22 protein-coding genes are annotated in these 22,991 nt (G+C 33.9%); 8 read left to right on the plus strand and 14 right to left on the minus strand.

Annotated features, from left to right (window positions below):
- Nucleotides 1-155: 155 nt before the first annotated feature.
- The 4 genes from ACWA1F_RS18465 to murB form a co-directional block, all read right to left on the minus strand.
- Nucleotides 156-707: an RNA polymerase sigma factor gene (locus tag ACWA1F_RS18465; RefSeq protein WP_177212169.1), complete on the minus strand. Its 552-nt coding sequence runs from the start codon at nt 705-707 to the stop codon at nt 156-158.
- Entirely contained in the window at nt 698-1,804 is a 1,107-nt protein-coding gene (locus ACWA1F_RS18470; protein WP_456895791.1) for a glycosyltransferase, read from the minus strand. Before ACWA1F_RS18470 ends, ACWA1F_RS18465 begins: the two co-directional genes overlap by 10 nt.
- 84 nt (nt 1,805-1,888) lie before the next feature.
- Nucleotides 1,889-2,503 carry an FMN-binding negative transcriptional regulator gene (locus tag ACWA1F_RS18475; RefSeq protein WP_456895793.1) on the minus strand — a complete coding sequence of 205 codons (615 nt, stop codon included), beginning with the start codon at nt 2,501-2,503 and terminating at the stop codon, nt 1,889-1,891.
- Between the two features lie 131 nt (nt 2,504-2,634).
- The gene (gene murB, locus ACWA1F_RS18480) at nt 2,635-3,648 is read right to left on the minus strand and encodes a UDP-N-acetylmuramate dehydrogenase (RefSeq protein ID WP_456895795.1); all 1,014 of its coding nucleotides are present in this window, start codon (nt 3,646-3,648) and stop codon (nt 2,635-2,637) included.
- 224 nt (nt 3,649-3,872) lie between these two features.
- Here murB and ACWA1F_RS18485 point away from each other — a divergent pair, with 224 nt between their 5' ends.
- The gene (locus ACWA1F_RS18485) at nt 3,873-4,295 is read left to right on the plus strand and encodes a hypothetical protein (protein ID WP_456895797.1); all 423 of its coding nucleotides are present in this window, start codon (nt 3,873-3,875) and stop codon (nt 4,293-4,295) included.
- A 15-nt stretch (nt 4,296-4,310) separates the two neighbouring features.
- On the opposite strand, the gene ACWA1F_RS18490 is transcribed toward ACWA1F_RS18485, so the two are convergent.
- From ACWA1F_RS18490 to recF, 3 genes are all read right to left on the minus strand, one after another.
- Entirely contained in the window at nt 4,311-5,360 is a 1,050-nt protein-coding gene (locus tag ACWA1F_RS18490; protein WP_456895799.1) for a glycosyltransferase, read from the minus strand.
- 74 nt (nt 5,361-5,434) lie between these two features.
- Entirely contained in the window at nt 5,435-6,112 is a 678-nt protein-coding gene (locus tag ACWA1F_RS18495; RefSeq protein WP_456895801.1) for a DUF2461 domain-containing protein, read from the minus strand.
- Between the two features lie 377 nt (nt 6,113-6,489).
- Entirely contained in the window at nt 6,490-7,569 is a 1,080-nt protein-coding gene (gene recF / locus ACWA1F_RS18500) for a DNA replication/repair protein RecF (protein ID WP_456895803.1), read from the minus strand.
- 306 nt (nt 7,570-7,875) lie between these two features.
- Here recF and ACWA1F_RS18505 point away from each other — a divergent pair, with 306 nt between their 5' ends.
- The 6 genes from ACWA1F_RS18505 to ACWA1F_RS18530 all read left to right on the plus strand — a co-directional run bounded on the left by ACWA1F_RS18505 (nt 7,876) and on the right by ACWA1F_RS18530 (nt 14,195).
- A complete protein-coding gene (locus tag ACWA1F_RS18505) occupies nt 7,876-8,655 on the plus strand; it encodes a tetratricopeptide repeat protein (RefSeq protein ID WP_306159243.1) in 780 nt (259 codons plus the stop codon).
- 81 nt (nt 8,656-8,736) lie between these two features.
- Nucleotides 8,737-9,309, plus strand: a complete 573-nt coding sequence (gene ribH, locus ACWA1F_RS18510; RefSeq protein WP_456895805.1) for a 6,7-dimethyl-8-ribityllumazine synthase — start codon at nt 8,737-8,739, stop codon at nt 9,307-9,309.
- Nucleotides 9,310-9,475: 166 nt separating this feature from the next.
- On the plus strand, nt 9,476-11,416 hold the full coding sequence (gene mutL / locus ACWA1F_RS18515; RefSeq protein WP_456895807.1) for a DNA mismatch repair endonuclease MutL: 1,941 nt from the start codon (nt 9,476-9,478) through the stop codon (nt 11,414-11,416).
- The gene (locus ACWA1F_RS18520; protein ID WP_306159237.1) at nt 11,413-12,225 is read left to right on the plus strand and encodes a rhomboid family intramembrane serine protease; all 813 of its coding nucleotides are present in this window, start codon (nt 11,413-11,415) and stop codon (nt 12,223-12,225) included. Before mutL ends, ACWA1F_RS18520 begins: the two co-directional genes overlap by 4 nt.
- Nucleotides 12,226-12,267: 42 nt before the next feature.
- Entirely contained in the window at nt 12,268-13,131 is an 864-nt protein-coding gene (locus ACWA1F_RS18525; RefSeq protein WP_456895810.1) for a rhomboid family intramembrane serine protease, read from the plus strand.
- A 17-nt stretch (nt 13,132-13,148) separates the two neighbouring features.
- On the plus strand, nt 13,149-14,195 hold the full coding sequence (locus tag ACWA1F_RS18530; protein WP_456895812.1) for an endonuclease/exonuclease/phosphatase family protein: 1,047 nt from the start codon (nt 13,149-13,151) through the stop codon (nt 14,193-14,195).
- 123 nt (nt 14,196-14,318) lie between these two features.
- Here ACWA1F_RS18530 and ACWA1F_RS18535 read toward each other — a convergent pair whose 3' ends face one another.
- From ACWA1F_RS18535 to ACWA1F_RS18565, 7 genes are all read right to left on the minus strand, one after another.
- The gene (locus ACWA1F_RS18535; protein WP_456895814.1) at nt 14,319-14,933 is read right to left on the minus strand and encodes a WbqC family protein; all 615 of its coding nucleotides are present in this window, start codon (nt 14,931-14,933) and stop codon (nt 14,319-14,321) included.
- 91 nt (nt 14,934-15,024) lie between these two features.
- The gene (gene lepB / locus ACWA1F_RS18540) at nt 15,025-16,578 is read right to left on the minus strand and encodes a signal peptidase I (RefSeq protein ID WP_306159220.1); all 1,554 of its coding nucleotides are present in this window, start codon (nt 16,576-16,578) and stop codon (nt 15,025-15,027) included.
- 56 nt (nt 16,579-16,634) lie between these two features.
- Nucleotides 16,635-17,336: a 4-hydroxy-tetrahydrodipicolinate reductase gene (dapB, locus tag ACWA1F_RS18545; protein WP_456895816.1), complete on the minus strand. Its 702-nt coding sequence runs from the start codon at nt 17,334-17,336 to the stop codon at nt 16,635-16,637.
- 39 nt (nt 17,337-17,375) lie between these two features.
- Entirely contained in the window at nt 17,376-17,936 is a 561-nt protein-coding gene (locus ACWA1F_RS18550; protein ID WP_306159217.1) for a DUF5683 domain-containing protein, read from the minus strand.
- Nucleotides 17,936-18,838 carry a ParB/RepB/Spo0J family partition protein gene (locus ACWA1F_RS18555; RefSeq protein ID WP_306159215.1) on the minus strand — a complete coding sequence of 301 codons (903 nt, stop codon included), beginning with the start codon at nt 18,836-18,838 and terminating at the stop codon, nt 17,936-17,938. The genes ACWA1F_RS18550 and ACWA1F_RS18555 overlap by 1 nt, the downstream gene beginning before the upstream one ends.
- 5 nt (nt 18,839-18,843) lie before the next feature.
- Nucleotides 18,844-19,611: a ParA family protein gene (locus tag ACWA1F_RS18560; protein ID WP_008464569.1), complete on the minus strand. Its 768-nt coding sequence runs from the start codon at nt 19,609-19,611 to the stop codon at nt 18,844-18,846.
- Between the two features lie 216 nt (nt 19,612-19,827).
- Nucleotides 19,828-20,226, minus strand: coding sequence for a septal ring lytic transglycosylase RlpA family protein (locus ACWA1F_RS18565; protein WP_456895820.1), 399 nt, complete (start codon nt 20,224-20,226; stop codon nt 19,828-19,830).
- Nucleotides 20,227-20,455: 229 nt separating this feature from the next.
- Between ACWA1F_RS18565 and ACWA1F_RS18570 the strand changes: the two genes are divergently transcribed.
- Nucleotides 20,456-22,627 (plus strand): hypothetical protein, encoded by a 2,172-nt coding sequence (locus ACWA1F_RS18570; protein WP_456895822.1) that lies wholly within the window; start codon nt 20,456-20,458, stop codon nt 22,625-22,627.
- Nucleotides 22,628-22,991 lie beyond the last annotated feature (364 nt).

A 22,991-nucleotide genomic window follows, 5' to 3' on the forward strand; every position in this document is an offset into this window, starting at 1 on the left:
TTTTTGGGTTTTAAGGTTAAGTAACTTTAAATCATACGCAGAAAAGGTTTAGGTTTGAGCTAACAACGTAAAAGTTGTAGTTTTAGTGTTGTGGAAATCTGTTTATTTTAAGAATAAAAGTGATAATAATTTATTCTTTATTTAAAGATAATAAATTATCTGTTACGTTCGATAATTTCTGCCAATAATTTTTTAGCACGTAAAAGCTTGACTTTAACGCTGCTTAAAGGCTCATCAATCTTAGCCGCAATTTCCTGATAAGACATTTCTTGAAAATAACGAAGCTGAATTACTTCTTGGTAGTGGGGTTTAAGTTCTTTGATGCATAAGAGCAGACGAGAAAGATTCTGTTCTTTAATTAAAGCATCTTCTGCAGAGGGAGTAGGGTCGGCGATGTTGTATGCCTGCTGGTCTTCGTTGTCTGTGATTTCTATAAAAAGATTGGTTTTCTTTTTTCGAAGTAAATCAATATAGACATTTTTTGCAATCGCTATGAGCCAGGTATTAAACTGAAATTCTGGATTATAAGAGGCTATTTTGTCAAAAGCCTTAGAGAAAGTTTCAATAGTAATATCTTCTGCAGTGGTTTCATTTTCGGTACGTTTGAGCATAAAAGCATACACCTCATTCCAATAATGATCTAATAAAAAAGTAAAGGCGATCTGATCGCCTTTTTTTGCTTTTTCTATTTTAGAATTTATTTCCAATATACCGGTTTTGAAAAGATATTAGTTATAAAGATATTAATTTGCGTTAATATAAGCGCTATCTCAACAACTGGAAACCAAATTTTAATATCTTTTTCTTTTAATTTTCCTGCCGAACATCCAATTACTGTCCATACAACAGTATAGCGTGTTGCTAAAATGGCTAATACTGCAATCCATTGAAATTGGAATGCTAATAGAATAATAACTAATAAAAAGAAAAATAATTGTGACATGAAGAATAATCCTAACTGCATTTTGTCAAAAAACTTGTAATGCTCTGCAGTCGAAATGTGTCTTCTTTTCTGAGTAAACCATTCTTTGTAAGTTGTTTTAGGTTTTGAATACGTAAAACTTTCAGGTGTATAAGAGATGGTAGTATTTTCTTTATTCGCAGCCTGATTAATAAACAAATCGTCATCGCCAGAGCGAATCTGAATATGATCTATAAAACCATTTACATTAAAAAACTCTTCTTTTTTATAGGCAAGATTTCTGCCGACTCCCATATACGGAAGTCCGATTTTTGCCCATGAAAAATATTGCATTGCAGTAAGGACAGTTTCAAAGCGAATAACTTTGTTTAGGAATGAACGCTCTACTTTTTCGTAACCCCCATAGCCCAAAACGATTGTTTTGTTCATAGTAAATTGCGAAGTCATGGATGTGATCCAGTCTTTCGAATTTGGAAAACAGTCTGCATCTGTAAATAATAAATAATCTTTCTTTGCGGCTTTTATTCCAAGCGTTAAAGCGTATTTTTTATTTCCCCAAAAAGCTTCATTATTCTCCACTTTCACCAAACGGATATTAGAAAATTCTTTTTCAAATTCTTCAAAAACTTCAAGAGTTTCATCGCTAGAAGCGTCGTCAATTAAAACAATTTCAAAATCAGGGTAATCTTGCTGTGCCAAAAGCGGAATGAATTTTTTAACATTCTCTTCTTCATTTTTTGCGCATACAATTACAGAAACTGGAAGATTTTTAGGTTTTACATGCTGCGGTTTGGCAAAAGCAAATTTTCCAAAAATTCCGAGATAATAAAAAAGTTGAACTACAACAATAGCAATAAAAAAGTAAAATATGTATATAAGCATCTGATTTATTAGGTTCTATTAATTTCACGTTCTGCGACTGCAAATGTACTTATCAATTCGCTAAATTCAATAGCCAAAACCGATTTACTTTCGGCATTTTGACATTTCTTTTGCAACAGCAATAGACTGAGGGTTTTCGGTTTTTTCTAGTTCCGAAATTATGTTTGTATAATTATGATCGTCGCGGTTTTGCGATAGTTTTTTGGTTGCCTGAATTTCTTCAATTTCGATTTCAAAGCCAAAGATTCCTCGCGCTTCACGCATTGTTTTTTGAGATAAATCTTCAACACGAACTGGGTTTGCAGAATTTACTTCGTATTTATCTACAAGCTTTTTCAGTTGCTCTACAGAAGTTTCGTAATCTACGATCTTGATTTTTCCGTAAACATGTACGGCTATATAATTCCACGTTGGAACATTTTCATGATCGTACCAAGAAGAAGAAATATAACTATGCGGACCAGTAAAAACAGCCAAAACTTGATCATTTTCCTTAAAACCTTCAGCTTGCGGATTCAGTTTTGAAATATGTCCTTGCAAAACTTCTTTTCCATCAGCATTCAATTCCAATTCTATCGGAATATGTGTAGCGGTCAATTTCCCGTTTGTCTGATTTATCAAGATTCCAAAACTATTTTCTTTTAAAAAAGCTCTAATTTCTTCTTGATTTTCGTTTTTGTATAAGTCTGGAGTGTACATATTCTTGTTGTTTATGCAATTTGTCACATTGAGCGATTCCAAGTCTTCGGGAAAAATGTTTTTCATAAGGGCTTCGACTCCGCTCAGCCTGACAAAAAAGTTAATTCGTGAAAATTAGTGAAATTCGTGTTTTAAATTACATTCACTTCCGCTTCAATTTGGATTCCAAATTTTTCAAAAACGGTTTTCTGAACTTCTTTCGAAACAGCTAAAATTTCCTGTCCCGTTGCGTTCCCGTAATTCACTAAAACCAAAGCTTGGTTTTTATGAACTCCAGCATCGCCAAAACGTTTTCCTTTAAAACCAGCTTGTTCAATCAGCCAGCCTGCAGGAACTTTAACTTCAGTTTCAGAAACTTCATAAAACTTCATTTCTGGGAATTTCTGATGGATTTTTTCAAAATCAGATTTTAACAAAATCGGATTTTTGAAGAAACTTCCGCTGTTTCCTAACTCTTTCGGATCTGGTAATTTACTTTGTCTAATAGCAATTACAGCATTGCTGACATCTTTTAAAGTTGGTTCTGTAATATTGTTTTTGGCCAATTCTGCCAAAATATCTCCGTAAGAAGTATTGATTTTATGATTGCGTTTGGTCAGTTTAAATATAACCGAAGTAATAATATATTGGTCTTTTACTTCATGTTTGAAAATACTTTCGCGATAGCCAAAATTACATGCTGCATTATCGAAAGTTTTCATTTCCTGGGTTGCAATATTCATGGCTTCGCAAGAAACAAAAGTGTCTTTTATTTCAGTTCCGTAAGCGCCAATATTCTGCACTGGAGTTGTGCCAACATTTCCAGGAATTAGAGACATATTTTCTAATCCTCCAAAATTATTGTCGATGGTCCAAAGAACGAAATCATGCCAAGTTTCTCCAGCCTGACTTTCGACCCAAACAAAATTGTCGTCTTCTTTTATGATTTTTTTACCTTTTAAATCAATATGAATAACGAGAGCGTCAATGTCTTTCGTTAAAAGCATATTGCTTCCGCCACCCAAAATAAATTTTTTCTCGTTTTTGTTTTCTTGTAAAATTGTCTTTAGTTCAGCAATAGAATGAACGGCAACGAATTGTTTTGCACTGGCTTCAATGCCGAAAGTATTATATTTTTTTAAAGAAAAATTGGATTGGATTTCCATAAATAAAAGGCTTTTTAATATAGTTCAAAAGTATGAATTATAATTTTTGGTTTGACCTCGAAGATGTAAAGTTTGTAAAGCTTTTTTTAGGACAGAAACTTTGCTTGTTTTTTTATAAATTGAGTAACCATTTTTTGTAAGTTTGAATTAAATGTAATAGTGTAATTATGTCAAAATCAATTAGTAGAAACAGACTAGTATTTTTTCTTATTCTAAATATATTTTTGTCAATATCTTCTTTTGCGCAAAGTAATATAGTAGGAGAATGGAAAACAAAAGATATAATTGGGTATACAGATGTTGCAGAATATTCTTTGACAAAAGAGAAAGAAGCTAATTACGGTCGTAGTTTAACATTTAAGTCAGATGGTACATTTTTTTGTGGTGCGCCAGTAAAATGTCTTAATGATTGTTTCGTTTTTACTTCTGGAACGTATGTGCAAGTTGATACTAATCATGTACATTTAATTGTAAAAGATGCTCATTTTGTTGGATTAACTTGCAAGATGAAAAATTTGAGTAAAGAAGATGTTATTAAAGATTTAGGTGTCTTTTACATTCATAAAGAAGAGGAAACAATTCGATTAATTCCGAGTAACGGAGTTTTGGATGATGACAAAAAAGTTTCTTTGGTTGATTCAGAATAATAAAACTAAAGTTTTTTAATGGTTTCGAGAGTTCAATAATCCATGATATTTCTCTGAGATAACCTTCATATTAATATCATAATTAGCATTTTCCTCCACAAATTTTCTATTTTGAATAATGGCTTCATTTCGTAATTCAGGATTTTCGAAAGACCAAATCAATTCTTCAGCTAACATTTCGATATTATCAATTTCAATCAACTGTCCGTTTTCACGATGTGTAATCCAGCTTTGATTTCCTGGAATATCAGAAACTATGGGAAAACAATTGCAAGCCATAGCCTCGAACAAAGAAGCAGAAACGCCTTCTGTAATCGGCATGCTGATGTAAATATTAGATTGTTGCAATAATTTTGGAAGTTCAGTATTCGGAATCCTTCCTGTAAAAATCACTTTATTTTCGATTTGAAGTTCTGTTGCTAAATTTTTCAAAAACTGCAATCTATTTCCATCGCCGACAATTGTCAGTGAGAAGTCAATTCCTTTCTGATTTAAAATTCCGAAAGATTTTAAAATAGAATCGTGTCGGTATTCTGGTTGAAGCGAACGCGTTACAATTGCTTCAATTTTATTTGAATTATTAGTCGAAGGACTAAAAAGAGATAGATCAATTCCTTTAGGGAGAACTAAAACTTTGTTCATATCTACGCCAGTTGCTTTCATATGAATTGCCATTACTGGACCCCAAGCGTGAATTAAATGTGCTTTTTTGAAAGCATATTTCTGAATGAATTTTTTAAAAGGATATAAAACAGAATTTTCAGGCCATAAATCGGTTCGGCCTTGCTGTGCAATTGCAATGGTTTTGGATCCTGATAATGCTGCAAGAAAACCGTAACTGGTCGTTCTTTCTGCAATTACCATATCTGGTTTTTCTTTTTTAATGATTTTTCGAATAGAAAGAGGAGCAGAGAAGTACTCTAAAATACGCTTGAATCTATGATTATTTGAAGTTTGAAGTTCCCAAGTTATGATTTCAAAATCGCCAAATTCCTTTAAACCTTTCATCCAGGTTATAGCATCGGCGCGATAAGATTCTCCAAGAAAAAGTATTTTCCTTTTCATTATAAAAGTTTTTCGCTGCGAATTCACGAATTAATTTTGAATAATTCGTGAATTTGTGGCGATTTTTTTTATCTCTAAAATTCGTCAGTTTCCAAAGCGCGGTTGATGAATTCGTTTAATGGTTTCAAAGCGATTAGCTTTTTACTCATTTTGGAAACGAAGTCTTTCTGTGTAACTTCAGAAATATCATATTTTTGAGTTGCTGTAAAGCTTTTTAGTTTTAAAAACTCAATTGCCGGATGGTCTTTTTCGTAACCGCGTGGCATGCTTTTAAGCGAATTGTTTTCGTTTATGTCTAAATTTCCGAATTCCTTTTTGAAATTTTTATCATTTAGAATTTCTTGTAAATCATCGTAGAAAAAAGCAATTTCTTTACGGACTTTCTTTAAATCTTCCGCTTCAGGCGAATAAAATCCTCCAGCAATAAAACTCGCGCCTTTTTCGATGTGAACGTAATAACCAGAACGATTTGCGCCTTTTGCACCCGCTGACATCCAAACGCCCAAATGCGCCTTGTAAGGTGATTTGTCTTTAGAAAAACGGATATCGCGATTAATTCTGAAAGTACAGTTTTTAACTTCAAGCAATTCCAATGAAGGATCAAGCGGTTTCATGGCATCTAAAAAATCACTTACCAATTGATGGTAGTCTTTCTTAAAAACCTCGTATCTCTTTTTATTTTCTTGAAACCATTCACGATTATTGTTCTTTTTTAAATCGTCTAAAAATTGCAATGATTCTTTCGTTAGCATATTTCTTGATTGTTTATTGCAGTTAATGTTTTTTGCTAATTTACTGATTTCTTAAAAGAAAGTTTGCCACGAATTGTTTTTTGCCACGAATTTCACAAATTAACACAAATTTTATCCCTTTCAATCTGTGGCTAAAATGTTGTCGCAAAGATTTTAACCGCAAATTACACAGATTTTCGCAAATTAATTTCTAACCAGTGTATCTACAGATTCATAGATGCGCACAGATTTTTAATCATTACAATCCTCTATTCTGAGCCAAAAAATAATTTGTGAAAATCTGTGTAATTTGTGGTAAAACCTCTCAATCTGTGGCTAAAATAAAATGCGTAAAGTTAATTAGCGTAAATTCGTGTAATTCGTGGCAAACAAAAGCTTTATAGATTAAATATCTTATAACTCTGATGCGTCGATTTTACAATTGCTTCGGTTCTTTCTGGATGAGTGTCAGAAATAAAAAGCTGTCCAAACGTTTCGCTGTTTACCATTTCTATGATTTTGGCAACACGTGTTTCGTCCAGTTTGTCAAAAATATCATCAAACAAAAGAATTGGTTTTACACCGCTTTGTTTTTTGAGGAATTCAAATTGAGCCAGTTTTAAAGCAATCAGAAAAGATTTCTGCTGCCCCTGAGATCCGAATTTTTTTATCGGATGCGAATCAATTTCAAAAGACAAATCATCTTTATGAGTTCCAACAGTTGTGTAGTGAAGCGCTCGATCTTTATTGATATTTTCCTGTAAAAGCGTCAGAAGATCTTTTTCGAACAAATGACTTTCGTAAACCAGCTGCACACTTTCTTCAGAACCTGTTATTTCGTGATGATGTTTATTAAATATAGGTATAAACTGCTCAAGAAAATCTTTTCGCTTTTCAAAAATCGATTTTCCGTAACCTTGCAGCTGCTCATTATATATAGATAAGGTGTCGTTGTCAAAAACATGATTCAGAGCAAAATATTTTAAAAGCGCATTTCGCTGTGTAATTACCTTTTGATATTGTATTAATTCGTGCAGATAAGTGGAGTCTAACTGCGAAATCACACTGTCCATAAATTTACGGCGTGTTTCGCTTCCTTCAATAATCAAATCGCGATCTGCCGGCGAAATAATAACTAGCGGAATAAATCCGATATGATCTGAGAATTTATCGTAAGGTTTTCCGTTTCGTTTTAAAACTTTTTTCTGGCCTTTTTTTAAACTGCAAACAATCTGTTCGGTTCTCTCATTTTTTTCTAGTTCGGCATCAATCACAAAAAATTCTTCGCCGTGTTTGATGTTTTGAACAGCAAGAGGATTAAAATAACTTTTTCCATAAGCCAAATGGTAAATGGCATCAAGCACATTGGTTTTTCCAATGCCATTTTTACCCACAAAACAGTTGATTTTGATGTCGAAATCAAAATTTGCTTCAGAAAAGTTTTTGTAATTAAATAAAGAGATTTTGTTTAAATGCATTTTTGAAAGAAAGCACAAAGGTACAAAAAGGAAGATTCTTAAAGAAGTTTAATAGTTTTAGAAATTCAATTCAAAATCTTCCGTTTCTTACATACAAAAAGAGGATTGTAATTTAGTGCTACAATTATCCCAAAAGTGCTGTTGTAAATGGGTATGCCGTGGTTTTGAGTTGATTTGTTTTTTACGCTTTCGCGGAAGCAAAAAAGCAATTGCAAAATATTTCTTTTAAAATAGTGATAAAATTGAAATTTTTTACGTCAATTTCAATAAAAATTTTATTTTTGCCGTTCACTAAATAAATTTTAAATGGCAACTTACAATAAAAGAGGATATAAGACACCAAAAGAAAAGGAAGTTAAAGAGGTTACTGAAGAGCAACAAGTAGTTATTGATGAAAAAGATAGCACAACAGCTGGAGTTTTCTCAAAATTAGATGAAACGGCTTCAAAAACTGAGGATTGGGTGGCTAAAAATCAAAAAATCATTATTGGTTTAGTTGCTGGTATTGCAGTTGCTACAATTGGATATTTGGCTTACCAAAAATTTATTGCTACTCCTAAACAAGAAGAAGCTGCAAGTGAAATGTTTGTTGCTCAGCAAAACTTCGAAAAAGCAGTAAACGGTGTTTCTAGCGATTCATTATTCAAATTATCATTAAATGGTTCTGAAGGTAAATTCGGATTTATCAAAATCGCTGACGAATATTCTGGAACAGATGCTGGAAACTTAGCAAATTACTATGCTGGTATTGCTTACTTAAATACTGGTAAATTTGATGAGGCAATTAAATATTTAGGTGAATTCAAATCTGAAGATGTAGTTTTAACTGCTTTAGCAAAAGGTGCTACAGGAGATGCTTACTCTCAAAAAAATCAGCAAAAAGAAGCTTTAGATTTTTATGTAAAAGCTGCTGAGTCTAACAAAAACGATTTTACAACGCCTCGTTTCTTGTTAAAAGCAGGAAAAACTGCTTTAGCTTTAGGACAAAAAGAAGATGCATTGAAATATTTCAATGACATTAAAGATAATTACGACAGTACTCCAGAAGCAGCACAAGTTGATGCTTTGATCGGATTAGCGCAATAAAAATTTTAGACTTTAGATTTAAGATTGTAGATTTGTAATTAATAATCTAGAATCAAAAATCAAAAATCTAAAATATAACAGATGGCTACTGAAAATAAAAATCTATCAGAATACGATAAAAACACAATCCCAAACGCGAAAGACTTTCGGTTTGGGATTGTTGTTTCTGAATGGAATGATACTATAACAGAAGGACTTTATAATGGCGCTTTTGATGCTTTAGTTGATTGTGATGTTCCTGCTCAGCAAATTATCCGTTGGAATGTTCCAGGAAGTTTTGAGCTGATTTACGGAGCTAAAAAAATGCTTCAGACACAAAATGTTGATGCCGTTATCGTAATTGGATGCGTAATTCAAGGAGAAACAAAACACTTCGACTTTGTTTGTGAAGGTGTGACACAAGGAATTAAAGATCTAAATGTGCAAACTGATATCCCAGTTATTTTCTGTGTTTTAACAGATAATAATATGCAGCAGTCAATTGACAGAAGCGGGGGAGTTCATGGAAACAAAGGAACAGAAGCAGCAATTGCAGCAATCAAAATGGCGTACATTCGCCAGCAGGCTTCAATAGCACATGTTTTTAATCAGCCATTATTGTCTTCAGGAGCGCTTCAAATTGAAGATTCTCCAAGAAAAATAGAAAACGAATAAGACACATTTGTTTTAATAAGATTAAAACCTATACTGTGTAATAACGGTATAGGTTTTTTTGTTTTTTTTATGATTATTCTTATTCTAAAAGCCAACCAAAATTCACTAAATTTGTACTTCTTGGTTTATAAAAACCGAATCTAAACTTTAAAATTATTTTTGCTTAATGTCGAGTATTATTCAATTGCTTCCTGATCACGTTGCTAACCAAATTGCTGCTGGAGAGGTGGTTCAAAGACCAGCTTCAGTCGTAAAAGAATTGTTAGAAAATGCTGTTGATGCCAAAGCAACTGATATTAAATTAATTATAAAAGATGCTGGTAAATCGCTAGTTCAAGTTATCGATAATGGTGTTGGAATGACCGTTACCGATGCGCGTTTGTGTTTTGCCCGTCATGCTACTTCCAAAATCCGTCAGGCAGAAGATTTGTTTTCGTTGGGAACAAAAGGATTCCGCGGAGAGGCTTTGGCTTCTATTGCGGCAATTGCTCACATGGAAATGAAAACCAAACAGGATCAGGATGAGTTAGGTACGCATATTGTAATTGAAGGAAGTAAATTTGTTTCGCAAGAAGTGGCGGTTTTACCAAAAGGAACTTCATTTGCGGTTAAAAACTTATTTTTTAATATTCCCGCTCGCCGTAATTTCTTAAAGTCAGATACGGTTGAATTTCGACATGTTATGGATGAGTTTCAGCGTGTAGCGTTGGCGCATCCTAACATTCATTTTAGTTTTTACCATAACGGCAGCGAGATGTATAATCTTCCGTCAGCAGGATACCGCCAGAGAATTGTTGGTATTATGTCTGGAAAAACAAATGAAAAATTAGTTCCGGTAAACGAGGACACAGAAATTATAAATGTTCAAGGTTTTGTATGCAAGCCTGAATTTGCTAAGAAAAATAGGGGAGAACAATTCTTTTTTGTAAACGATCGATTTATAAAAAGCAGTTTTCTTCATCATGCGGTAATGTCTGCTTACGACGGATTGCTGAAAGATGGTTCTCAGCCAAGTTATTTCTTGTATCTGCAAGTTCCGCCAAATACAATTGATATCAACATACATCCAACCAAAACAGAAATTAAATTTGATGACGAACAGGCTTTATATGCTATTTTAAGAGCCTCTATCAAGCATAGTTTAGGGCAATTTAATGTAGCTCCAGTTTTAGATTTTGATAGAGATGCCAATTTAGATACGCCCTATCATTACAAAGATGTTGAAGCAGAAGTGCCAACTATTCAGGTAGACGGAACTTTTAATCCTTTTACAGATGATAAAACGAATCAGCATTATAGTAAAGCTGGTTCTGGATCATCGGGATATAGTTCGGGTTCATCATTTTCGTCTTCATCAGGATCTTCCTCTTCTGGATCATCTTATTCGGGTTATTCTAAAAGAGTAGAACCAACTGCAAGCTGGGAAAGTTTATATGTTGGTCTAGATGTCGAAAATCCAGAAAGCATAGAAAGTTCTCCATTTACATTCGAAAACGAGGAAGTAACCTCTTCTTTATTTGATGATGAAGAAGTAGAACAAGCAACTCAGAAAACGTATCAGATTCATAAGAAATATATTGTTTCGCCTATTAAATCAGGAATGATAATTGTTGATCAGCAGCGTGCACATCAGCGTATTTTGTACGAACAATTTTTGCTGAATATGACCGTAAATCAAGCTTCTAGCCAGCAATTGCTGTTTCCATTAGATTTGTTTTATTCGTCAAGCGAAATGAAATTGATTGAAGAATTAAAACCTTCATTAGCAACAACCGGATTTGTTTTTGATGAAAGTAAAACAGATCATGTTGTCATTTCTGGGATTCCAGTAAATATTACAGAAAGTGAAGTCTCTCAAGTTATAGAACAATTGCTGAGCGATTTGCAGGACGGAATTCCGGCAAACAGTTACAGTCAGAATGATACAATTGCCAAATCAATGGCCAAAAGTTTAGCGGTTAAAACAGGATCTTATTTAACCGAAAAAGAGCAAGATAACTTAGTAAACGGTTTGTTTGCTTGTAAAGATCCGAATATTTCACCTTTTCAAAAACCTACCTTCATCACGATGCGTGTTGAAGATATAGATAAAAAGTTTGCTTTATGATGAATATGACTCCAGTAGTTAAACAACTGCTAATTATAAATATAATATTCTTTATTGGATCTCAGATAGTTCCAATTTCATATGACTATTTGATGCTGTATTATCCTGAAAGTGATCATTTCAGAATCTGGCAGATTATTACGCATATGTTTATGCACGCGCCACTGCCAAACTTTGCGCATATTTTGTTTAATATGTTTGCTTTGTACAGTTTTGGTTCGGCATTGGAACATTTCTGGGGTGGAAAAAAATTCTTGTTTTTTTATATTTCTTGCGGACTTGGAGCAGCATTGCTTCATACGGGAGTAAATTATTTTCAGATTCAGTCGCTATTAAGTTCGGTATCTGATTTGAATTTGTCAAAAGCTGAAATGCATATGATCTTGAATGCAGACTATTCAGCGTTATTTGATGCCAACGGAAAAATGATTCAAGGAGAAATAGCGACTATTTTAAACAAAGCACATTGCACGCAAGAGCAATTCAATTCATTAGCGCAAGCGAGTTCTATTATGCAATCGCCTGTTTTAGGGGCTTCTGGTGCAATATATGGTTTGTTAACCGCTTTTGCATTTATGTTTCCAAACGCAGGATTGGCATTGTTGTTTATTCCTGTTCCAATTAAGGCAAAATATTTTGTTCCTGGAATTTTAGCTATTGACTTATTTTTAGGTTTTAAAGGAAGTTCTTTATTTGGAAGCGGAGGAACTGGAATTGCGCATTTTGCACACGTTGGTGGTGCAATTGCAGGTTTTTTAATGATGTTATACTGGAAAAAAAATCAGTTTAATAACAACCGTTGGAATTAATTTTTAACTTTAAAGTACAAATTCTAAAACAAAAGAGTTTCTATGAATATTCTTGATGATTTAAAATTGCAGTATAGATTGGGCGGTATTGCCATGCGAGTGATGTACTGGAATATTGCCTGTTTTATTGTCTCGCTTATTTTCTTCTATAATTATTCAAATGGTCAGTTTGCTTTTCCAAGTTGGCTGGCATTGTCATCAGATCCTCAGGTTTTTATGTTTAAGCCTTGGACTTTTTTAACGTACGCTTTTTTTCACGACGGATTTTTTCATCTGTTGTTCAATATGATGGTGCTTAATTTTGCCAGCACTTTATTTTTAACCTATTTCACCCAAAAGCAATATTTAGGATTATATCTTTTAAGTGCTCTTTTTGCTGGAGTAGCTTTTGCTCTGAGTTTTTATTTTTCTAATATAAGCGGTTCAATTGTTGGCGCATCTGCTGCTATAATGGCTATTTTGGTGGCAGCAACGACCTATTCTCCTTTGATGAACGTTCGTTTGTTTCTGTTCGGAAATGTAAAGCTTTGGCATATCACAGCGGTTATTATAATTTTAGATTTAATGCAGTTTCGTCTCGGAAATATGGGCGGACATATTTCGCATTTAGCGGGAGCATTTTTTGGATTTATTTATATAAAACTGCTTCAAAACGGTACTGATTTAAGTATCATTGTTTCTAAAACATTAGATTTCTTTGTAAATCTTTTTAGAAAATCTCCTAAGACCCCATTCACAAAAGTTCATAAAAATTACAAAAAACCTACAGAAAAAACGACATCAAGAATTGTTACGAAAGATAAAACGCAACAGCAGATTGATGAAATTTTAGACAAAATAAGCCAGTCGGGATACGATTGTCTGACAAAAGAAGAAAAAGAGTTTTTATTTAAAGCTGGAAAATAAACTTGTAGGAAATAAATATGAAAAACCTTTCTTGGTTTAATAAAATAATGTTCTTTTTGAACATAGTGCTGACTGTGCTTACATTTAGCGTTTATGTTTTACCTTTCTTAGCACCTAAAAGTTTTCCGCTTTTATCGGTGCTTACGCTGTTTATGCCAGCATTTTTTGTGGCAAACGTATTGTTTTTTGTCTATTGGGGAATTCAGTTTAAAAAACGCCTCATTTTGTCTGGTTTGGTTTTGCTGACAGGAATTACATTCATCAGTAAATTTTATAAATTTTCTGCTAAAGAATATGTCAAAGACGAAAAAGACTTTTCTGTAATGAGTTATAATGTCCGACTTTTTAATGTTTTTAAATGGCTGGACCGTGATGATATTCCAGAAAATATTAAAGGATTTATTGACGAAAAAGATCCGGATATTTTATGTATTCAAGAATATTCTAATTCTGCACATTTAGATTTAAAAGTATATCCGCATCGTTATATTTTTATTGACGGTAAAAAGATTAAAACAGGGCAGGCTATTTTTTCAAAATTTCCTATAATAAATGAGGGTAAAATTATTTTTCCAAAGTCGGATAATAATGTAGTATATGCTGATATAAAGCGCGGAAAAGATGTTATTCGTGTTTATAATATGCACTTGCAGTCTATTAAAATATCTCCCGATGTGAGTGAGATTTCTGATGATATTGATAATGTAAACCAAAAGAAATCGCAACGTATCTATGCTAGAATAAGTAAAGGATTCAAGCAGCAGCAAGAACAGGCTGAAATTTTTAAAGAAAATATTAAGCAGTGTAAAACTCCGTTTATTATATGCGGAGATATGAATAACAGTCCGTTTTCGTATGTATACCGAAGTATTAAAGGAAAGCAAAAAGATGCTTTTGAAGAAGCGGGAGAAGGTTTTGGAGCTACTTATAAATTCAAATATTATCCAGCAAGAATTGACTTCATTTTTACAGACAGTAAAATGAAAGTAAAACAATTTGAAAGCTTTTCTGATTTTGAAAATTCAGATCACTATCCGATTATGACAAGGCTTTCGATGGAATAAAAAGCTAAAAATCTAAATTTTAAAATTCCAAATCGCAAATTCCAAATCGCAAATTCCAAATCGCAAATTCCAAATTCCAAATTCCAAATACCAATCTTTAAATTCCTAAAAATGAAGATTGGATTATACTATTTTTTGCGTTTTTAAATAATCCATTGCAAATTTACCTTCGTTAAAAAGTAAATCTAAAACACTTAAATTGTTGATAAAGCCATGTTTGTCATCAAAGACTTGAGTGTATTTCTCAAAAGAATTGGCGTCTTTTTTACCATTTGCTAAATATCTGAAATCGGTAAAATCAGCCACTTCGTGAAAATATTCAGTCGTTTTTCCAAAATCAAATTTCATTCGAAGGCATTTAGTAACAACATCCAAAACTTCGAAATTTAAATCCATTAAAAATTGGTGTTTTTTTTCGAAAATAGGAGCAATATCATCTTCAAAGTACTCGAAGAATGGAGAACTTCTATAAGCTGCCTCAAGCGATTTAAAATGCTGTTTCTGCCAATCAAATTCATTTTCGATCAAAATGTCTTTAGTCTTTTGATGCGCTTCTTTAGAATGCTTAACGGGAATATTTAATAATTGAATTCCGTTTGGACTATAGATATACGTTCTGTTTCTATTGGTCTGTTTCTGAAAATTATCTTCCATTTCAAAAGTAATACTTTCAGATTGCGCTATTACAGCAAAATGACTGATAGATGGGAAATAAGTTGGCAGTATTAAGGAATTCATGAGTATTTGTGTTTAAAAAGTTTCAGGTTTCAGATTTCAGGTTCTATGCGAACTTGAAACGTGAAACCTGAAACAAAAATAACATTATTTTTTATGCTTTATTCTCTCTTCTTTTTTTCCAGATAAAATCTCCTACGAAATAAATAGCAAGAAGTATTAAGAAATATTTAAAGTAAGAGTGAGGCTGACCTTCGCCATCTACAGTTGTAAATACTCGGTTCCAGCGAATTTTATTGATGCCTTTTCCGTTAGTGTCCCAGCTCATCCAAATGAATACTGGTTTCCCTACGATATGATTTTCTGGAACATAACCCCAGTAACGGCTATCTTCTGAGTTATGACGGTTGTCTCCCATCATCCAGTAATAGTTTTGTTTGAAAGTGTATGTAGTGGTTGGTTTTCCGTTAATCAAGAATTTAGAACCTTGTAACTCTAACGTATTTCCTTCATAATTTGTGATGATTTCTTTATAAAAAGGAAGTGATTCGTTTGTTAATGCAACTGTTTTTCCAGCTTCTGGAATGTAAATAGGCCCCATATTGTCTTGGCTCCATTTATTGATATGCGGGAAAATTCTATCGTCATCCTGTGTATCAATTTTACGTATTACTGCAGTAACTCCAGGAGTGTTTTTAAATCTTTCAGCTCCAGCTTCTGTTAAAGCGCCTAAGTAAAGTGTATCTCTTTTTTCGGTTCTGAAACCTGCAGGATCTGTAATATCTAATTCTTTGAAAATAGTTTCAAAGTCAATCGGTGTTTTTCCGTCTAATGCTACAGCGTAAGAATATTGCGGTTTAGCTCTTTCTGGTAAAACTAATTTTTTTCCGTTAATGAAAACAAAGCCATCTTTAATAGCTAAACTGTCTCCAGGAATACCCACACATCTTTTTACGTAATTTGATTTTTTGTCTATTGGTTTAATAACGCCCGGTCTTCCTTTAGGTTCGAAGAAATAATGAACCGTATCGACAGGCCAGTTAAAGACGACAATATCGCAACGTTTTATTTTCTGGATAGCTGGAAGTCTCAAATAAGGTAATTGTGGCCAGCTTAAATATGATTTGCTTTTTGTTAATGGAATAGAGTCATGAACCATTGGCAATGCAACTGTTGTCATTGGAACTCTAGGACCGTAGTTTAATTTGCTCACAAATAAGAAATCACCAATCAATAAAGATTTTTCTAAAGATGATGTTGGAATGGTATAAGGCTGTACTACATAAGTATGCACTAAAGTAGCAACAATAATAGCAAACAATAAAGAGCTGATAGTGTCTGCTGTTTTATTTTCAGGAGTTAAGCTGCGATCTTTACGATACTCTAACTTTTGGGTGTAGTTTACATAGTAAATGTAAAATCCTAAAGTAAAAAGACCAAGAATAGTGTCTAAAGTAGATCTTTTGCCAAATGTTCTTAAGGTTTCTACCCAAACAACAGGAAACATGATCAAGTTGATAATCGGAATAAAAAGCAAAATGGTCCACCACGTCGGACGGCCAATAATTTTCATTAATACGATAGAATTGTAAACCGGAACAGCAGCTTCCCAGCTTTTTCTTCCAGCTGCTTGATATAATTTCCAAGTTCCTAAGAAATGGATAATTTGTACTGCTAAGAAAAATACGAACCAAGAGTATAGTGACATAATATTGTATTTTAAGTTTTAAATTCAAGATTTAGACATCCAGAATTTTAGTCGATTTATTGTAAGTTTAAAACGTCTTTCATAGAGAAAATTCCCTGCTTTCCTGCTAGCCATTCTGCTGCAATAACGGCACCAAGAGCAAATCCTTCGCGGTTATGAGCAGTATGTTTGATTTCGATGCTGTCAATTGCAGAATCGTAATTTACAGTGTGAGTTCCAGGTACTTCTCCAATTCTTTTTGCTTCAATACGAATCTCGTTTGCTTTAGCGTCATCTAAAGTCCAGTTTTTGTAATTGCTGTTTTCAATTACACCCTGAGCCAAAGAAATTGCTGTTCCGCTTGGAGCGTCCAATTTGTGAATGTGGTGAATTTCTTCCATCGAAACTTTATAAGAATCGAATTGCTTCATGATTTTAGCTAAATATTCATTTAGTCCGAAGAAAATATTTACTCCTAAGCTGAAATTTGAACTGGAAATGAATCCTCCTTTTTTCTCATTGCAAAGCGCAATCATCTCGTCATAATGTTCTAGCCATCCAGTTGTTCCTGATACTACAGGTACATTAGCATTAAAAGATGCAGAAATATTGCTAACGGCTGCTGATGGAACGCTGAAATCGATCGCAACATCGGCTGTTGCAAGTCCGTCATAGGTGTTAAATTCATCTTTCTTTAAAACTATTTCGTGACCTCTTTCTAAAGCAATTCTTTCGATTACTTTACCCATTTTTCCGTATCCTAAAAGCGCAATTTTCATTATGATTTGTTTTTGATTTTTTAAATAGAAATTAATCTATTAAAACTTATAGTTAAAAGTTAGTCCGACATTTGGTTTAAATGTTACATCGGCTGGATAAATTTCTGGACGCATTGAAAGCCTTTCGTTAACGTTAAACTGTATCAAAGCGGCGTCAACATTGGCATCGATTATATTCAAGACATAAAATCCGACAACAAATAAAGCAGATAAATCTCTATTTCTCTGGTAGAATTTCTGTCCCGCAATAAGTCGGTCGTCGTCCAAAAATTGGTAGTTGTCATCGTTGTAGCCTTCCAATCTTCGTTTGTAGGCGTCACGATAATCGTGGTATTTTTTGTTATTGTCTATGTAGAAATATAAACTGGTTCCGATTGCTCCGTAGACCAATGGAATTTTCCAGTACTTTTTGTTGTATGCTTGACCTAAACCAGGTAAAATAGCCGAATAAAAAGCGGCTTTTGCTGGTGTAAGCGGGTCTATTTCTTGTAATGCAGTAGTGTCTTTTACGACCAAAACCGTGTCTTTTTTTACCTGGGCAAAAAGAGAAACGGTTCCTGTTAGAAAGAACAACAGACCAATGGGGACAATCTTATTCACTATCCGTTTATTAATTTTATAATTCTGTTAAAGTCGGCTTCAGAATTAAATGGAATTGTAATTTTTCCTTTTCCGTTACCAGCGACTTTTATATCAACTTTCGAACCAAAATAATCGTTGAAAGTATTTTTCTGTGTTTCTCTTACCACAAACGCAGACTCTGCTTTCGGTTTTCCGTCTGCTTTTGGCTGTAAACCTTCGTGATAATTTTTAACCAAAGCTTCTGTTTCGCGAACAGATAAATTTTGGCTTACAATTTTTTGATAAATATCAGTCTGAACGTCTAAATCTTCAATGTTGATAATTGCTCTACCGTGTCCCATGCTAATAAAACCATCACGAATACCAGTCTGGATAATCGGATCTAATTTTAAAAGACGTAAATAGTTGGCAATTGTCGAACGTTTTTTACCCACTCTTTCACTCATTTGTTCTTGAGTTAATTGAATTTCGTCGATTAAACGTTGGTATGATAAGGCAATCTCAATTGGATCTAAGTCATGACGCTGGATGTTTTCAACCAAAGCCATAACCAAAGATTCGTTGTCGTTTGCAATACGAATATAAGCAGGAACATGAGTCAGACCTACTAATTTAGATGCACGAAGACGACGCTCTCCAGAGATTAACTGGTATTTATTAAAATCTAATTTACGAACAGTAATAGGTTGAATTACACCAAGTTCTTTAATAGAAGTGGCTAATTCGCGTAATGATTCTTCATTAAAATTGCTTCTAGGCTGAAACGGATTTATTTCAATCGCACTTATTTCAAGCTCAATGATGTTTCCAACAACCTTGTCAGCATTTTTATCTTCTACTGATTTAATGTCGTTTTCAGGATCTTTTAATAAGGCAGATAATCCTCTTCCTAAGGCTTGTTTTTTAATTACTTTTGTCATAAAAACTATTTACTGTTTTTCTTTATAATTTCTTGTGCTAAATGAATATAGTTTACGGCACCTTTGCTTGTTGCATCATAATTAATGATACTTTCTCCAAAACTCGGAGCCTCACTTAATTTTACATTTCGCTGAATTACAGTGTCAAAAACCATATCGTTAAAGTGTTTTTGAACCTCTTCTACAACCTGATTTGATAAACGTAATCTTGAATCGTACATTGTTAATAATAAACCTTCAATGTCAAGATCTGGGTTGTGTATTTTTTGAATACTCTTAATAGTGTTCAATAATTTTCCTAATCCTTCAAGTGCAAAATATTCACATTGAATAGGAATAACTACAGAATCTGCAGCTGTTAAAGCATTCAAGGTTAACAAACCTAGAGAAGGCGCGCAGTCGATAATGATATAATCATATTCTTCTTTTGCCTCTTCCAATGCTTTTTTAAGCATGTATTCGCGGTTTTCTTTGTCAACCAATTCAATTTCGATAGCAACAAGGTCAATGTGAGCTGGGATCACATCTACGTTTGGAGCTGTACATTTTAAAACGGCTTCTTTTGGTGTTACAGTATGCTCAAGTATTTGGTAGGTTCCAGTTTCAACTGTTTCTACATCAATTCCAAGACCAGATGTAGCATTGGCCTGTGGATCAGCGTCGATCAACAATACTTTTTTTTCTAAAACACCTAATGAGGCAGCAAGATTTACAGATGTAGTAGTCTTTCCAACGCCTCCTTTTTGATTAGCAATAGCAATGATTTTGCCCATTTATTTTCTGAATTTTGAACCGTAAAAATACAATTATTTATGGTTTCTGAAAATCTATTTTGTTAACATTTGTGAAAGTTTGATTAATCGGGGTTTCATGGGTGTTTGGCAGAAAATTATTTTAGATATGAATAGAATTGTCAATAAAATTTGAAGATAATTTAGTCTTTGTTCTTACTTAAAAATGCAGGAATCAAAATTTAGCCAGAAAAAGAATTATTTCAAAATCTCAATAGTGACATAAACCAAACCGCTTTTTTTATTGGAAGCAATTTTCATAAAGGCTCTCTTGCTAAGATCAATTTCTCTTCCTTTAATAAATGGACCCCGGTCTGTAACTTCTACAATTGCAAATTTTTTGTTGGCTTCGTTTGTTACTCTTAATAAGGTGCCAAAAGGAAATTTCTTATGCGCTGCGGTGAGATCGTTGTTGTTAAATTTTCTGCCGCTCGCTGTTTTCCTTCCGTTAAATTTATCATGATAATAAGACGCGTGGACATTTTTCTTATGCAGCACAATTTCTCTGGCAATGGAGTTAATAAAAATGATATTTTTTTGCTGTGCGATAGCAAGGACAGAAAACGCCAAGATTATAAATAGTGTAATTTTTTTCATTTCATTTTCTCTTTCTATTTATGGACAAAAAAAAGTGATTAACGAAAAACAGATAGGTGCAATAAGGTTTATTTATGGTATAAAAAGGCAAAATTTCTAGATTTTGTAGTGTTTTTGATGAGAAAATTGAGAGCAAAAACGGACTTTCAGCTTACAGATTATTGCTATTTTGTGATCCCTAAAAACTACAATAATTACAAACTATCAAACCACAAAAAGCAACATTCTTATGAGTAAAAAAACAATCTCATTATTTACACTATTTGCGTCTATGCTGTTTTTATGCAGTTTTGTTTCGCCTTATTCTACAGATGAAAAAATAGAGGGAAATAAAAAAATAGAACGTAAAATTGTTTACAGCAAAAAGAAACATTCTATAACATTATCATGGTCGGCTTTTGGCTCTACAGGAAATTATGTCATTACAAGAGGAGGAAGTCGATTGGCATCAAATTTTGTATCGGTTGGGTCAACTTCTAAATTGACATTTACAGACAATAAGCCCAATACAGATAAATATGAGAACTATTATAAAATTACTCGTAACGACATAACTATAGTCATTTCGCTCGAAAATCAGATTTTTGGAGACAATATGTATTTCTATGACAGAAAACATGAAAAGGTCGAAACAGCACGAAATGAAATTAATTCTCAATTTAGCAGTATTGGTTTAGGCGGTGCAAATGGTGAATGGACAACAAAACGTCAGGCTTATTATTTTAAACCAAATGTTAATGGCGAAACGTATGATGTCGGTGGCTCTGGTTCTGCATCGTCAGCAGAAGCAAATGCAATAGAATTAGGATTTTATTCTCATATTGGAGGTTTAGGAAAAGTGCCGTCTGATGTTAAATTGGGAGCGATATTTACTAGACCTCACCTTTCTGGCGGAGCAAATGCAACTTGTACTTTTTGGCGTTCGGTAGAAAATGTAGAAATAATGCGCGATTTTTCGTGGACGGTTTCTCAGTCAACAAGTGCGAGAAGATTGCTTATTGAAAGCACTTCGAAATATATTTCGGATATAGGAAACACGAATTTTTGGGGTAGTGGTGGTTTTATTGCCGATTCGCACTACACTACATCAAGGCCAAATTGGGGCGGACAGCAGCAATGGTATACCAGAAATACCGTTTTTCCTTCAGGCTCTGGAGCGATGGGAGGCTCGTATAATATGGTTTGGCAGGGTTGTGTAAATCCGCCGCAAGCAGATGATAGTAATTCTCCAATTTCGACTACACCTATTATTAGAGAAAAACCTTTTCTTTTTATTGATAAAGATGGAGAATATAAAGTATTTGTTCCGGCTTGGCAAAAGGACAGAGTTGGAGTTTCTTGGTCTGCAAAAGATATGGGGCAAGGAAAAATTCAAGATTTGATTACGAGTTGGTATGTTACTAAAGAAGGAGATACCGATGTAGAAATAAACGCCGCGTTGAAAGCGGGTAAAAATATATTTTTCACTCCGGGACATTATGCCTTAAATGCTCCGATTCAGGTAAACAGAAAAGATGCAATTCTTCTAGGAGCAGGCATTGCTTCGGTGACGCTAGAACCGACGGAGAAAAATACGTGGGGATGTATTTATGCTGATGATAAAGACGGTATTATCATTGCTGGACTTTTGATGGATTCTTTTAATAGTACAACGTATCAGGTTAGAATTGGTAACGAAGGTGCGAATGCCGATCATGCTAAAGATCCTATTTTACTAAGTGATATTACGTGTCGAGTAGGCGGAGTGCAGTCAAAAAATATTCAGATACAGGCCTCGATGCAGATCAATAGTAATAATGTGGTAGGAGATCATTTCTGGCTGTGGCGTGCTGATCATGGTTCGCAAAAAGGCGGAGATGCGCGCTGGTTGAGAGACAGATGCAAAAACGGACTTATCGTTACAGGAAATGATGTTACACTTTACGCTTTGTTTGTAGAACACTTTCAGGAATATGAAGTAGTATGGCTTGGAGAGCGAGGCAGAACTTTTTTCTTTCAAAACGAACCGCCTTACGATGCTCCGAATCAGGCGAGCTGGAGTAGTCAGGGCGGAAGAGTTGATGGTTACGCGGCATTTAAAGTAGCGAATTCGGTAAAAGAACATCATACAATAGGAATGGGATCTTATGCTGTTTTTACAGGGACAGATGGAAATGTAAATAAGAAAAACGGTTTTGAAGTGCCAAACAGTCCAAATGTGAAGTTGGAGAAAATGTGCATTACTCGTTTTGCAGGTCCTGGAAATATTCAAAATGTTATAAATGGAACAGGCGGGAGTACGGCAACTGGTGCCAAACGAGTAGCATTGTATAATAATGGAGATGGCATTCAGCCTTTTGATGAAGAATTTGTGTTGCCAAGTAAGGAATCTTATCCTTCTTATATTAAAAGTATAGAATAATTATACAGATTATATAAAAAAATAAAACTCTGAAAGCGGTTAGTTTTCGGAGTTTTTTTTCGCCACGAATTCACGAATTATTTTTTTTCAAATCTTTACGATTATTTATTCGAATTAATTCGAATAATATTAGCTAAAGTATTTAAAAGTAAAATTCGTGAATTCGTGGCTAACGCTATTTATTTTGTTTCGGCTTTGTTTAGAATGTAGCCAATGGTTTCACGATTTAAACGCAATGTATGAAAGACAAAAAAGCCGAAAATTTCTGTTCGGCTTTTGTCGGGGTGGCAGTCCCGAAAGCTTTCGGGAGAACCTGCGGCCTTCCCGCTTTAAGGCGGGACGCGACAATCGGGTTACGCTACAA

The sequence above is a fragment of the Flavobacterium erigeronis genome (assembly GCF_054075165.1).